Raw genomic sequence first — 12,548 nt, 5'->3', positions numbered from 1 at the left:
AGGGCTCTACGGCAAGGTGCCCGCAGCTTGGGGCTAGAAGCTTGCAGCTGCTTTACTGCGACTTTCTGACCCGCAGATACCATTCGGATAGCAGCCGTACCTGTTTGTCGGTGTAGCCGCGCTCGACCATTCGTGTGACGAAGTCGTTGTGCTTCTGCTGATCCTCCTTGCTCGCCTTGGCGTTGAAGCTGATGACCGGCAACAGGTCCTCGGTGTTGGAGAACATTTTCTTCTCGATGACCACCCGCAGCTTCTCGTAGCTGAGCCAGGTGGGGTTCTTGCCGTTGTTGTTGGCCCGGGCGCGCAGGACGAAATTGACGATTTCGTTGCGGAAATCTTTCGGGTTGCTGATCCCGGCCGGTTTTTCGATCTTTTCCAGTTCCTCGTTGAGGGCCACGCGATTGAGGATTTCGCCGGTCTCCGGATCGCGGTATTCCTGATCCTGGATCCAGAAGTCCGCATAGAGCACGTAGCGGTCGAAGATGTTCTGGCCGTACTCGCTGTAGGACTCGAGGTAGGCGGTCTGGATCTCCTTGCCGATGAATTCGATGTAGCGCGGTGCCAGGTATTCCTTGAGGAAGCGCAGGTAGCGCTCGCGGGTTTCTGCCTGGAACTGCTCTTGCTCGATCTGCTGTTCCAGCACGTACAGCAGGTGCACCGGGTTCGCCGCCACTTCGTGAGGGTCGAAGTTGAAGACCTTCGACAGGATCTTGAAGGCAAAGCGAGTCGACAACCCGTTCATCCCCTCATCGACGCCGGCGCTGTCACGGTACTCCTGGATCGACTTGGCCTTGGGATCGGTGTCCTTGAGATTTTCGCCGTCATACACCCGCATCTTCGAGTAGATGTTGGAGTTCTCCGGTTCCTTGAGGCGCGAAAGCACGGTGAACTGCGCCAGCATCTTCAGGGTGTCGGGGGCGCAGTGGGCCTTGGCCAGGGAGCTGTTGAACAGCAGCTTGTCGTAGATCTTCACCTCATCGGTGACCCGCAGGCAGTACGGCACCTTGACGATATAGATCCGGTCGATGAAGGCTTCGTTGTTCTTGTTGTTGCGGAAGGTGTGCCATTCCGACTCGTTGGAGTGGGCCAGCAGAATGCCGGTAAACGGAATCGCCCCCAGGCCCTCGGTGCTGTTGTAGTTGCCTTCCTGCGTCGCGGTCAGCAATGGGTGCAGCACCTTGATCGGTGCCTTGAACATTTCGACGAATTCCATCAGGCCCTGGTTGGCCCGGCACAGCGCCCCGGAGTAGCTGTAGGCGTCGGCGTCGTTCTGGGGGAATTCTTCCAGCTTGCGGATATCCACCTTGCCCACGAGGGCCGAGATGTCCTGGTTGTTCTCATCCCCAGGCTCGGTCTTGGCCACGGCAATCTGGTTGAGGATCGACGGATAGAGTTTCACCACCCGGAACTGGCTGATGTCGCCGCCGAACTCCGACAGGCGCTTGGTGGCCCAGGGCGACATGATGGTGTTGAGATAACGCCGGGGAATGCCGAAGTCTTCTTCGAGAATCGCGCCATCTTCCGTGGCGTTGAACAGGCCCAGCGGTGATTCGAAGACCGGAGAGCCCTTGATGGCGTAGAAGGGCACTTTCTCGATCAGTTGCTTGAGTTTCTCGGCGAGGGAGGATTTACCACCGCCCACCGGCCCCAGCAGATAGAGGATCTGTTTCTTTTCTTCCAGGCCCTGAGCGGCATGACGGAAGTAGGAGACGATCTGATCGATGCATTCTTCCATGCCATGGAAGTCTTCGAACGCCGGATAGCGGCGAATCACTTTGTTGGAGAAGATTCGCGACAGCCTCGAATTGGTCGAGGTATCCAGCAATTCGGGCTCGCCGATGGCCAGCAGCAGGCGCTCGGCGGCCGAGGCGTAGGCGCTTCGATCCTTCTTGCACAGCTCCAGGTATTCCTGCAGCGAAAACTCTTCCTGGCGTGTGGATTCGAAGCGTTGTTGGAAGTGGCTAAAAATACTCATGACGTCACCTCGCTCGATACGTGGAGCCGGCGTCGGATCAGTCAGTCAAGTGCTGGCATGCAGCTGAGTTTCCAGCTGCTGTTTACCCCCCAGAACACTTTCAAAGCTATCGACCTTGAAAGCTAGTACCGATGACCCGCTCGCCGGTGTACCGGCTCTCCCCTGATTTGGATGGCCTGAGGCTAAGGATAGTTCGGAATCCGGGAGGTCAAGGCGAGATGGGGAATTAGTTGCCCGCTACCGTTCGTCTGGTGCTGCGTCAGCCCGCGTCGTACGCGGGCTAGAGCGTCGGAAAAAAATTATTCAGGGTTGCCCTGAGCGGTTTCCGCTGGATAAGTGCTGCGCCACAGTTCGAAGCCGCCATCCAGGCTGTAGACGTCGGAAAAGCCCTGGCTGACCAGGTAGGCTGCCGCGCTCTGGCTCGAGTTTCCGTGATAGCAAACCACCACTAGCGGAGCGTCGAGGTCAGCCGCGCGGATGAAGTCGGAAATGGAGTGATTGTCCAGGTGTTGCGAGCCACTGATGTGGTTCAGTGCGTAGGTTTGCGGATCGCGGATGTCCACCACCACGGCACCTTGCTCGCGCAGTGCCTGGGCCTGTTCTGGGGGGATGCGTTTGAATTCGCTCATGGCGGGCTCCTGGAGCTTGATAATCAGCGCCGGCTAGCGCTTTGCCGGTGCCGGCAGGGGTTCGGGGGAAAGAGCGGCGGTGCGGCCCTGGGCATCGCAGTCGCAGGTCAGGCGTACGCCGCTATCGACATTCAGCAGGGTCATGGCCCCGCCCCAGACGCAGCCGCTGTCCAGGGCGAAGATGCCGGGCTCGTTGCAATGGCCTTCCAGGGCTGCCCAGTGGCCGAAGATGATCTTCAGGTCCCGGGTCTTGCGCTCCTTGTGGCTGAACCAGGGGGCGTAGCCCGGTGGCGCGGTGTCCAGGCCCTCCTTGCTCTTGAGGTCCAGCTTGCCGTCGCTGGTACAGAAGCGCATGCGGGTGAAGTAGTTGGTGATGACCCGCAGGCGAGTCACGCCTTTGAGATCACTGTCCCATTTCGCTGGATCATTGCCATACATACCGTCCAGGAAGGGGTCGAAGAGGTTGTCGTCGCGCAACGCTTCTTCGACCTCGGCGGCACATTTCTGGGCTTTCTTCAGCGACCACTGGGGGGCTATGCCGGCGTGCACCATGGCGATGTTGCGGGCTTCGTCGTAATGCATCAGCTTCTGCTGGCGCAGCCACTGCAAGAGCTCCTCGCAATCGGGAGCCTCCAGGATCTCGCGCAGAGTGTCGGATTTCTTCAGGCGCTCGACGTTGCGCCAGACGGCCAGCAGGTGCAGGTCGTGATTGCCCAGCACGCAGACCAGCGAGTCGCGGATCGAATACAGGTAGCGCAGGGTTTCCAGCGACTGCGGGCCACGGTTGACCAGGTCGCCCACCAGCCACAGGCGATCCCGGGCGGGATCGAAGGCTACTTGTTCAAGCAGGCATTGCAGAGGTTCCAGGCAGCCTTGCAGGTCGCCGACGGCGTAGGTCGCCATCAGTGCAAGGCTCCGGGCACGGCCAGGCGGAAAGGCGCAATGACGGCGTCGAACTGTTTGCCGTCCTCGGCGAGCATCTGATAGCTGCCCTGCATGTTGCCAACCCGGGTGGTCATTACCGTGCCGCTGCTGTAGGTGTGGCTTTTGCCTGCGGCGATCAGCGGTTGCTGGCCCACCACGCCGGCACCACGGACCTCTTCGACATGCCCGTCGCCATCGGTGATCACCCAGTGCCGGGACAGCAGCTTGGCTGGAAGCGAGCCATTGTTCTGCACGGTGATGGTGTAGGCGAAAGCGAAGCGGTTCTGCTCGGGTTGCGATTGGTCTGCCAGAAAGCGAGTGACGACGCTGACGTCGACCTGGTAACGAGGATCGGACATGCAAGAGGCCTTTAAAGCAAAGCGGGACGCGGGACAGGACTGATGGAGGTCAGTCTAGGTCAAGTATCGGGTAGTAGACCAGACATCCCGTCTGGCGTCCTACCCGATATCAGCCGAGGGCGTTTCAGTCGGTAGCGGGCTTGGGCTGGTCTGCCAACTGATCGGCCAGGCGCACGAAGGCGGCCAAGTCCAGTTGCTCGGGACGCAGGCTGCCGTCGACGCCGGCGGCCTCGATCTCGGCGCTGCTGAGCAGTGCCTTGAGGGTGTTGCGCAGGGTCTTGCGGCGCTGGTTGAAGGCTTCGCGCACGATGCGCTCCAGCAGGCGATGATCCTTGGCAGGGTGTGGCAGTACCGCGTGGGGCACCAGGCGCACGATCGCCGAGTCGACTTTTGGCGGCGGATTGAAGGCGCCCGGGCCGACGTTGAACAGGTGCTCCACACGGCAGTGATACTGGACCATGATCGATAGGCGGCCCCAATCACCACCGCCAGGGCCGGCAGCCAGGCGTTCGACCACTTCCTTTTGCAGCATGAAGTGCATGTCGCGGATCAGTCCGGCGTTCTGCAGCAGGTGGAAGATCAGCGGAGTAGAGATGTTGTAGGGCAGGTTGCCGACCACCCGCAGGCTGCCTGGCGCTGCGCCCAGGGTGTTGAAGTCAAACTTCAGGGCGTCGCCCTGGTGCAGGTTGAAGTTGCTCTTGCCGGCGAACTGCTGGTTGAGGATCGGGATCAGGTCCTTGTCCAGCTCCACCACGTCCAGCTGGGCGCCGCTGCCCAGCAGGCCTTCGGTCAGGGCGCCCTGGCCCGGGCCGATTTCCAGCATGCGGTCCTCGGGCTTGGCGTGGATGGACCGCAGGATGCGGTCGATGACGCCAGCGTCATGCAGGAAGTTCTGGCCGAAGCGCTTGCGCGCCCGGTGTTGGTATTGCTCGGTCATATACGGTTCTCGGCCATCTGGTAGGCGGTTTCCAGGGCGACCTGCAGGCTGCCGGTGTCGATCTTGCCGCTGCCGGCCAGGTCCAGGGCGGTGCCGTGGTCGACGGAGGTGCGGATGATCGGCAAGCCGAGCGTCACGTTGACGGCCGCACCGAAGCCTTTGTATTTCAGCACAGGCAAGCCTTGGTCGTGGTACATCGCCAGCACTGCGTCGCAGTGCTCCAGATATTTGGGGGTAAACAGAGTGTCGGCAGGCAACGGACCGCGCAGGTCCATGCCTTCGGTGCGCAGGCGCTCTAGGGTAGGTTCGATGATGTCGATTTCTTCGCGGCCCAGGTGACCGCCTTCACCGGCGTGGGGGTTGAGCCCGCAGACCAGGATGCGTGGCCGGGCGATGCCGAACTTGTGCTGCAGGTCGGCATGCAGGATCCGCGTGACCCGCTCCAGGCGCTCGACAGTGATGGCGTCGGCGATTTCCCGCAAGGGCAGGTGGGTGGTTACCAGCGCCACGCGCAGGCCGTGGGTGGCCAGCATCATCACCACTTGCTCGGTGTGGGTCAGGTCGGCGAGGAATTCGGTATGGCCGGAAAAAGCGATCCCGGAGTCGTTGATCACGCCTTTGTGCACGGGGGCGGTGATCATGCCGGCAAAGTGCCCGTCCAGGCAGCCCTGGCCGGCGCGGGTCAGGGTTTGCAGGACAAAAGCCGCATTGGCCTGGTCCAGCTGGCCGCTGATCACAGGTTTGGCCAGGGGCGTGTCCCAGACATATAGGCTGTTCGCCGGGGCGGGTTCAGTCGGCAGTTGCTCCAGGGTTACCGGCAGCAGATCGACGGCCACGCCCAGCTGCGCGGCCCGCTCTAGGAGCAGGTCGCGGCTGGTAATGGCAATCAGGGGGTGAGGCTGGGGTTGCGAAGCGAGTAGCAGGCACAGGTCAGGACCTATACCCGCCGGTTCGCCGGGTGTCAGAGCGAAACGTCTGGGTTTCACTGTGCGGCCTGTTCAGCGCCGGGCAGCTTGATTTCGACGTAGGCCTCGTCACGGATCTGCCGCAACCAGGTCTGCAGCTCTTCGTCGTACTTGCGGTTACGCAGGACGGTCATGGCTTGCTGTTCGCGGGCCTGGCTGGTGCTGTCGGTGGCGCGACGGCCAAGGACTTCCAGTACGTGCCAGCCGTAAGGGCTCTTGAAGGGCTTGGACAGTTGACCTTGTGGGGTCTTGGCCATCACTTCGCGGAATTCCGGCACCAGGGCGTTCGGGTCGATCCAGTTGAGGTCGCCGCCGTTGAGGGCGGAGCCTGGGTCTTCCGAGTAGCTTTTCGCCAGTTCGGCGAAGTCTTCGCCGGCCTCGATGCGATCGTAGAGTTTCTGCGCCAGGCGCTTGGTCTCTTCTTCGCTGCGAATTTCGCTTGGCTTGATCAGGATGTGACGCACGTGCACTTCGTCACGCACCTGATTGCCACCGCCACGCTTGTCCAGCAGCTTGAGGATGATGAAGCCGCCAGGGGTACGGGCCGGTTGGGTAATGTCGCCCACGGCCATGGCGCTCAGTTCGCGATCGAATGGAGGGGGCAGTTGAGCCGCTTTGCGCCAGCCCATGTCGCCGCCTTCCAGAGCGTTGTCGCTGCCGGAGCGGGCGATTGCCAGCTGGGCGAAGTCTGCACCCTGCTTGAGTTGCTGGTACACCTCCATGGCCTGGCGGGCAGCGCTCTGAATGGCTTCGGAGTTGGCGCTTTCCGGGGTCGGGATCAGGATGTTGGCCAGGTGCAGCTCTTCGGAGAGCTGCATCTTGCCCAGGTCCGAGGCCAGGAAGTTCTTCACTTCCTGTTCCGATACCTGAATGCGTTCGGCCACACGGCGCTGGCGCACGCGGCTGATGATCATCTCGCGGCGAACCTGGTCACGGGCGTCCTCATAAGAGAGACCATCGTGGGCCAGGGCGGCACGGAATTGCTCGATGCTCATGCTGTTGCGCTGGGCAATGGTGCCGATCGCCTGGTTCAGTTCTTCATCGGTGATGCGGATGCCGGAGCGTTCGCCAATCTGCAGTTGCAGGTTTTCAACGATCAGGCGTTCCAGAACCTGTTGCTCCAGGACGCTGGTAGGCGGTACTCCACCGCCACGCTTGGCGATGGTTTGCTGGACTTCGTGAACCCGTTGGTCCAACTGGCTCTGCATGACCACGTCGTTGTCGACGATGGCCACGACCTTGTCGATGGACTGTACTGCGGCGCTGGCCGCAGTACTCAGGAACAGCGCGCCCAGCATCAGCGGGCGCAGACAATCAGAAAGCTTGGTCTTCACGTTCACGATAACCTTGGATGCCTTTGTCGAGGAAGCTCTCTACTTTGGTGCCCATGACGCCACCGAGACCCTTCAGAACAATTTGGAGGAAGATGCCGCGGTCGCCTTTTTCGTTCTCCGGAGCGTTCTGACTGAACTCGTCATACTTGACCCAGTAACGGCTGATCAGGCGCAGTTTCCAGCAGCAGTTGTCGTATTCGAAACCACCGAAGGCCTCGAGCGTGCGGTTACGGTTGTAGTCGTACTGCCAACGGCTGATGGCGTTCCATTGCGGCACGATCGGCCAGATCACCGAGAAGTCATGCTGCTGGATCTTGTAGTAGTCCTTCACGTAGCCAGGCTGGCCTGGAGTGCCGTAGTCGCCACCCATTTTCCAGGTACCGCTGTTCTGGTCGTAGCGAATCTGGTCGTTGCGATAGCGATAGCCGGCGTTGACCACCTTGTTCGGGTTGTCTTCAGGCTGATAGTGGAACATCGCACTACCGGAACGCGGGCTGTGGCTGTCCGGGTCCCAGTTGTAGTCGGCAGTTGCACGCCAGTCGCGGTTGTAGCGGTATTCGTACTCAAGTGCGTAAGGCGAGACGTTCGAGGTGGCGTCCGCGCGGGTACGGTAATCGATGCCCGGGAGCTGGACGGTACGGTCCTTGAAGTACAGAGCCTGGCCGACGCTGATGCGCTGGCGTTGGAAACCGTTGTCTTCGATCCAGCGGCTGGTCACACCCAAGGACAGCTTGTTCTCGTCGCCGACACGGTCAGAGCCGGAAAAGCGGTTGTCGCGGAACAAGGAGGCGTAGTTGAACGTGGGCTCGCCAGTATCGAATACCGGGATGTCTTTCTGATCCTCTTCAGGAACGTAGAGGTAGAACGCGCGTGGTTCCAGGGTTTGACGATAGTTCTTGCCAAACCATTGGGTGTTGCGGTCGAAGTACAGGCCACCGTCGAGGCTGGCGATCGGGACGCCGCGGTTTTGGTTTCGGCTGTAGTCGCCGCCGACATAGCGGGTGCCTGTAGCGGTCGCGTAGTTGCGTGCCGCGACGATGCCTTCTTTGCCAGTACCATCAAGATCAAGGTTGTATTGGGTGTACATGTACTTCAAGGACGGCGTCAGGTAGCCGTAGCTCCAGTTCAGCGGCAGGCTGACGCCCGGCTTGAGGTTCAGACGATCGCCATTCGCGCGGGCTAGCCCAGCGACGTTGGTATCCAGGCGTCGCGTGCCCACTGCACCGGTAACCGGATCGATCGGCCCACCGTCCTTGTCCGTATAATTGCCTGTCAGCAGATCCCGATCGAAGCGCACCAACTCGGTTTCATAAGTGAAATCCAGGCCTTGCGGATGGTACGGCAGCGCGCCGTTGAAGGTGATTTGCGGCAGCTTGTTGTACGGAGTGATGTTGGACACGCTGGCCAGCTCGTACGCCTGTACGTTCAGGCGTGCGGTGTAGCTGTCGCCACGGTAGGTCACGGCACCTTGCTGGTTGACGTAATCGGTGGACTTCACGCCGATCTGGTCGGTCTGCAGATCCTGGAAGTAGTACGGATCGCTGATCTTGGTGTAGTCGACTTCGGTCATCAGACGCGAATCAAGCCCGCCCTTGTGCTGCCAGTTGAGCATGTAGCGGGTTTTTTCGTAGTCGGTCTGCTTCTTGCGATCGGTGTCGTCGTCGTTGAGGTAGGCCGCGCCGAACTGACCTTCGCTGCTCTTGGTCAGGTAGCGGAACTCGCCTTCCATCAACAGGCCGCGCTTGGCCATGTAGCGTGGGTACAACGTGGCGTCGTAGTTGGGCGCCAGGTTGAAGTAGTACGGGGTCACCAGCATGAAGCCGGTATCGCTGCCGGTACTGAAGCTAGGCGGCAGGAAGCCGGACTGGCGACGATCGTCGATCGGGAAGTAGATATACGGGGTGTAGAGCACCGGAATATCTTTGACCCGAAGGGTCACGTTGGTCGCGGTACCGAAGCCGGTGGCCGGGTTCAAGGTGATGTTGTTGCCCTTGAGCTGCCAGGCGTTGCTGTTCGGCTCGCACGTGGTGTACGTACCATCCTTGAGGCGGATGATGGCGTTTTCCGCACGCTTGGCGTACAGCGCATTACCGCGGACGCGGGATTTGTGCAGTACGTACTCGGCGTTGTCGACCTTGGCTTCACCGGTATCCAGCTGGATGTCGGCGTGGTCGCCCACCAGCAGCGCGCCATTGTCGCGTACGCGCACGTTGCCGCTTAGTTCGCCGCGGTTCTCGGCCTGATACAGGCTGGCCTCGTCGGCCTCGACCTGCATGCTGCCCTGGCGCATGACCACGTCACCGGCCAGGGTCGCCACCTGTTCTTCCTGCTGATAGCGGGAAGCCTTGGCGCCGATAAAGGTCGGAGCGTCACTTTTATTCGTCTTGTCATTCATGCCAGGACGAATCGGTTCGATATAGGAACCAGAGCAGTAAGGACCGGTCTCGGCCAATTGAGCGGCGGTGAGCTTCTCACGCGGTACCCAGTCGAGGTGGCTGTAGTCCGCACTGCGGGACTTCAGGCCACGGCCCTTGGCCTCGGTCACCAGCTTCGACTTGTCGCCGCTGGCTTCTTCGCCCGTAGCATCGGCTGCCGTGGCAACGCTGGAGCTGACCGAGTTGGCGTCGTGGACCGGGCGCGGCGGCAGTTGGGCGGCGCTGGTTTTCGGCGCACAGGCCCAGCCACCCGAAGCAGAGACTGAGCAGTCATACTGTTCCGCGGCGACCACGAAGGAAGTGGCTAGAGGTTGCAGGGCCAGCAAACTGCCGGTAACCAGCAACGGAAATTTTTTACGAAACGCGGGGGATTTCAATGCCATCTTATTAGTCCGGGCTTCCTGCGTGCCATCTGCCCGCGGTGTGGGCCGCACGCCTCTCGATGGTCTGAAAAAGATGCTGGATAATAAAGCATGACCCGCTTGACGGCTAGCGCCGTCGGAGACCCTTGTAATGCCTGACCAAGATGTACGCTTGCAACACCTGAAAGTTTGGCTCGATGAGCAGTTGGCGATTGTTTATGCAGCGCAGGGCTGGGGTGAAGTGCCCCCGGCAACATTGACCGCAGCCAGCAGCGACGCGAGTTTCCGTCGTTATTTCCGTTGGCAGGGCGCGGGTCGCAGCTTCGTGGTGATGGACGCTCCGCCCCCCCAGGAAAACTGCAAACCCTTCGTGGATATCGCCCGTTTACTGGCGACTTGCGGCATCAACGTGCCGAAAATTTATGCAGAAGATTTGCCTCGCGGCTTCCTGTTGCTCAATGACCTGGGCAATCAGACCTACCTGGACGTGATCAACGAACATAATGCCGACGCACTGTTCGAGGATGCATTCCAGGCTTTGCTGGCCTTCCAGCAGTTGCCGATGGACGCGCCCCTGCCCAGTTACGACGTGGCCCTGCTGCGCCGTGAGCTGGAGCTGTTCCCCGAGTGGTACATCGGCCGTGAGCTGGGCATCAGCCTGAGTCCGCAGCAGCGCGAGCAATGGCAGCGTGCCAGCGACCTGCTGATCGACAGCGCCCTGGCGCAACCCAAGGTGCTGGTGCACCGCGACTATATGCCACGCAACCTGATGCACAGCGAACCGAACCCCGGCGTGCTGGACTTCCAGGATGCGGTCTACGGCCCGGTGACCTATGACGTGACCTGTCTGTTCAAGGATGCCTTCCTCAGCTGGCCGGAGTCCCGGGTACAGGGCTGGCTGAGCCAGTACTGGCACCAGGCGCGGGCGCGGGGTATCCCGGTGCAGGACGACTTTGACGAGTTTCTGCGGGCCAGCGACCTGATGGGCGTGCAGCGTCACCTCAAGGTGATCGGTATCTTCTCGCGGATTTGCCACCGCGATGGCAAACCACGCTACCTGGCCGACGTGCCGCGCTTCTTTGCTTATATAGAGGCGGTGACGTCCCGACGCCCCGAGCTTGCAGAGCTGTCGCAACTGCTGCTCAGCCTGCGCCAGCCGGCGGGAGCCCATGCATGAAGGCGATGATCCTGGCAGCCGGCAAGGGCGAGCGCATGCGCCCCCTGACCCTGACCACTCCCAAACCCTTGCTGCCTGTAGCGGGCATGCCGCTGATCGAGTACCACCTGCGGGCCCTGGCGGCGGCAGGTTTTCGCGACATCGTCATCAACCATGCCTGGCTCGGCCAGCAGATCGAGGATGCCCTCGGCGATGGCCAGCGCTGGGGCCTGAACATTCAGTATTCGGCCGAAGGCCAGCCGCTGGAAACCGGCGGCGGGATTTTCCAGGCATTGCCCTTGTTGGGGGACGCGCCGTTCCTGGTGGTCAATGGCGATATCTGGACCGACTACGATTTTGCCGCCCTGCGCCGGCCCCTGGCCGGGCTGGCTCATCTGGTGATGGTGGACAACCCGCCGCACCACCCCAGTGGTGGCGACTTCTGCCTGGTAAACGGCCAGTTGCACGACCGCCAGCCAGGCGTAGCGGCGCTCACGTTCAGCGGCATATCGGTGCTGCATCCGCGGTTATTCCAGGGTTGTGTTGCCGGTCCGTTCAAGCTGGCGCCGCTATTGCGCGAAGCCATGGCCCAAGGCCAGGTCAGTGGCGAACATATGCAGGGGCACTGGGTCGATGTCGGCACCGTCGAGCGTCTGGCCCAGGTTGAACACTTGCTGCAAGCGAGTCGCTGATATGTGGTGGCCAGGGACTCTGATCGGAGCCGGAGCTGGATTTGCAATCGCCAGTATTCCGGGGGCCATGCTCGGTGCGTTGCTGGGGCAGGCGCTGGACCGGCGCCTGCAACTGCACAGCTGGGCGCAGGTGCGTGAACGCCTGGGCGGTCGCCCGGCGTTGCGCAATGATGAATTGCTGTTCGTGCTGCTGGGGCGGCTGGCCAAGAGTGATGGCCGGGTGATGGACGGGCATATCCAGCAGGCGCGCCAGGAAATGCGCTCGCTGGAGATGAACGATGCGGCCCAGCGCCGGGCGATTGCCGCATTCAACCGCGGCAAGTCGGGCAATGACCGTCTGCGCGGCTATCTGCGTCGCCTCGCGGCTCAGCCCCATGCCGCCGAAGGCGTGCTGCGGGCCTGTTGGCGCATGGTCTGGGCCGACGGCCGGGTCGGGCCGGCGGAGCGCGAACTGATCCAGCTCTGGGGCAAATGGCTGGGCTGGACCCGTGAGCAGGTGCAGGCGTTGGCGCAGGACTACGGTCCGGCGAGGAAGTCACTGGCCGAAGGCGCCCTGACTTATCAAGAGGCGCTGCGCCTGTTGGGGGTTGCAGCTACCAGCGAGCCGGCGCAGATCAAGCGGGCCTATCGGCGCCTGCTCAGCCGCCATCACCCGGACAAGATCGCCGGCAACGGCGCCAGCGAGGCACAGGTGCGTGAGGCTACGGAAAAGACCCGGGAGCTGCACAGCGCCTATGCCCTGATACGCCAGCGCCGGGAATTCCGCTGAGGGTGCAGGCC

11 protein-coding genes are annotated in these 12,548 nt (G+C 61.6%); 3 read left to right on the top strand and 8 right to left on the bottom strand.

Going from position 1 to position 12,548, the window contains the following annotated elements:
• Positions 1–52: 52 nt before the first annotated feature.
• The 8 genes from PFLCHA0_RS27945 to PFLCHA0_RS27910 form a co-directional block, all read right to left on the bottom strand.
• The gene (locus PFLCHA0_RS27945; RefSeq protein WP_011063831.1) at positions 53–1,975 is read right to left on the bottom strand and encodes a PrkA family serine protein kinase; all 1,923 of its coding nucleotides are present in this window, start codon (positions 1,973–1,975) and stop codon (positions 53–55) included.
• 299 nt (positions 1,976–2,274) lie between these two features.
• On the bottom strand, positions 2,275–2,604 hold the full coding sequence (glpE, locus tag PFLCHA0_RS27940; protein ID WP_011063830.1) for a thiosulfate sulfurtransferase GlpE: 330 nt from the start codon (positions 2,602–2,604) through the stop codon (positions 2,275–2,277).
• Positions 2,605–2,637: 33 nt separating this feature from the next.
• Positions 2,638–3,507, bottom strand: a complete 870-nt coding sequence (locus tag PFLCHA0_RS27935; protein WP_015637253.1) for a symmetrical bis(5'-nucleosyl)-tetraphosphatase — start codon at positions 3,505–3,507, stop codon at positions 2,638–2,640.
• On the bottom strand, positions 3,507–3,887 hold the full coding sequence (gene apaG, locus PFLCHA0_RS27930; RefSeq protein WP_011063828.1) for a Co2+/Mg2+ efflux protein ApaG: 381 nt from the start codon (positions 3,885–3,887) through the stop codon (positions 3,507–3,509). Before apaG ends, PFLCHA0_RS27935 begins: the two co-directional genes overlap by 1 nt.
• A gap of 124 nt (positions 3,888–4,011) precedes the next feature.
• A complete protein-coding gene (gene rsmA / locus PFLCHA0_RS27925; protein ID WP_011063827.1) occupies positions 4,012–4,824 on the bottom strand; it encodes a 16S rRNA (adenine(1518)-N(6)/adenine(1519)-N(6))-dimethyltransferase RsmA in 813 nt (270 codons plus the stop codon).
• The gene (pdxA, locus tag PFLCHA0_RS27920; protein ID WP_015637252.1) at positions 4,821–5,810 is read right to left on the bottom strand and encodes a 4-hydroxythreonine-4-phosphate dehydrogenase PdxA; all 990 of its coding nucleotides are present in this window, start codon (positions 5,808–5,810) and stop codon (positions 4,821–4,823) included. Before pdxA ends, rsmA begins: the two co-directional genes overlap by 4 nt.
• Positions 5,807–7,123, bottom strand: a complete 1,317-nt coding sequence (surA, locus tag PFLCHA0_RS27915) for a peptidylprolyl isomerase SurA (RefSeq protein ID WP_036997049.1) — start codon at positions 7,121–7,123, stop codon at positions 5,807–5,809. Before surA ends, pdxA begins: the two co-directional genes overlap by 4 nt.
• The gene (locus PFLCHA0_RS27910; protein WP_015637250.1) at positions 7,104–9,941 is read right to left on the bottom strand and encodes an LPS-assembly protein LptD; all 2,838 of its coding nucleotides are present in this window, start codon (positions 9,939–9,941) and stop codon (positions 7,104–7,106) included. Before PFLCHA0_RS27910 ends, surA begins: the two co-directional genes overlap by 20 nt.
• A gap of 130 nt (positions 9,942–10,071) precedes the next feature.
• Here PFLCHA0_RS27910 and PFLCHA0_RS27905 point away from each other — a divergent pair, with 130 nt between their 5' ends.
• The 3 genes from PFLCHA0_RS27905 to PFLCHA0_RS27895 are packed head-to-tail and all read left to right on the top strand — an operon-like array spanning position 10,072 to position 12,537.
• Complete coding sequence (locus tag PFLCHA0_RS27905) at positions 10,072–11,097, top strand: aminoglycoside phosphotransferase family protein (RefSeq protein WP_011063823.1); 1,026 nt, start codon at positions 10,072–10,074, stop codon at positions 11,095–11,097.
• On the top strand, positions 11,094–11,768 hold the full coding sequence (murU, locus tag PFLCHA0_RS27900; protein ID WP_015637249.1) for an N-acetylmuramate alpha-1-phosphate uridylyltransferase MurU: 675 nt from the start codon (positions 11,094–11,096) through the stop codon (positions 11,766–11,768). The genes PFLCHA0_RS27905 and murU overlap by 4 nt, the downstream gene beginning before the upstream one ends.
• A gap of 1 nt (position 11,769) precedes the next feature.
• Positions 11,770–12,537, top strand: coding sequence for a TerB family tellurite resistance protein (locus PFLCHA0_RS27895; protein ID WP_011063821.1), 768 nt, complete (start codon positions 11,770–11,772; stop codon positions 12,535–12,537).
• Positions 12,538–12,548: the final 11 nt, after the last annotated feature.

The sequence above is a fragment of the Pseudomonas protegens CHA0 genome, from assembly GCF_000397205.1.
In the GTDB taxonomy this organism is placed as follows: domain Bacteria; phylum Pseudomonadota; class Gammaproteobacteria; order Pseudomonadales; family Pseudomonadaceae; genus Aquipseudomonas; species Aquipseudomonas protegens.
The sequence above is the reverse complement of the archived record's forward strand: the minus strand, read 5'-3'. Positions and strand labels throughout refer to the sequence as shown.

Coding starts and splice junctions, on each gene's coding strand:
- PFLCHA0_RS27935 (WP_015637253.1), bottom strand. CDS start 3,507: ATGGCGACCTACGCCGTCGGCGACCTGCAAGGCTGCCTGGAACCTCTG.
- rsmA (WP_011063827.1), bottom strand. CDS start 4,824: ATGACCGAGCAATACCAACACCGGGCGCGCAAGCGCTTCGGCCAGAAC.
- PFLCHA0_RS27895 (WP_011063821.1), top strand. CDS start 11,770: ATGTGGTGGCCAGGGACTCTGATCGGAGCCGGAGCTGGATTTGCAATC.
- glpE (WP_011063830.1), bottom strand. CDS start 2,604: ATGAGCGAATTCAAACGCATCCCCCCAGAACAGGCCCAGGCACTGCGC.
- PFLCHA0_RS27910 (WP_015637250.1), bottom strand. CDS start 9,941: ATGGCATTGAAATCCCCCGCGTTTCGTAAAAAATTTCCGTTGCTGGTT.
- PFLCHA0_RS27905 (WP_011063823.1), top strand. CDS start 10,072: ATGCCTGACCAAGATGTACGCTTGCAACACCTGAAAGTTTGGCTCGAT.
- apaG (WP_011063828.1), bottom strand. CDS start 3,887: ATGTCCGATCCTCGTTACCAGGTCGACGTCAGCGTCGTCACTCGCTTT.
- PFLCHA0_RS27945 (WP_011063831.1), bottom strand. CDS start 1,975: ATGAGTATTTTTAGCCACTTCCAACAACGCTTCGAATCCACACGCCAG.
- murU (WP_015637249.1), top strand. CDS start 11,094: ATGAAGGCGATGATCCTGGCAGCCGGCAAGGGCGAGCGCATGCGCCCC.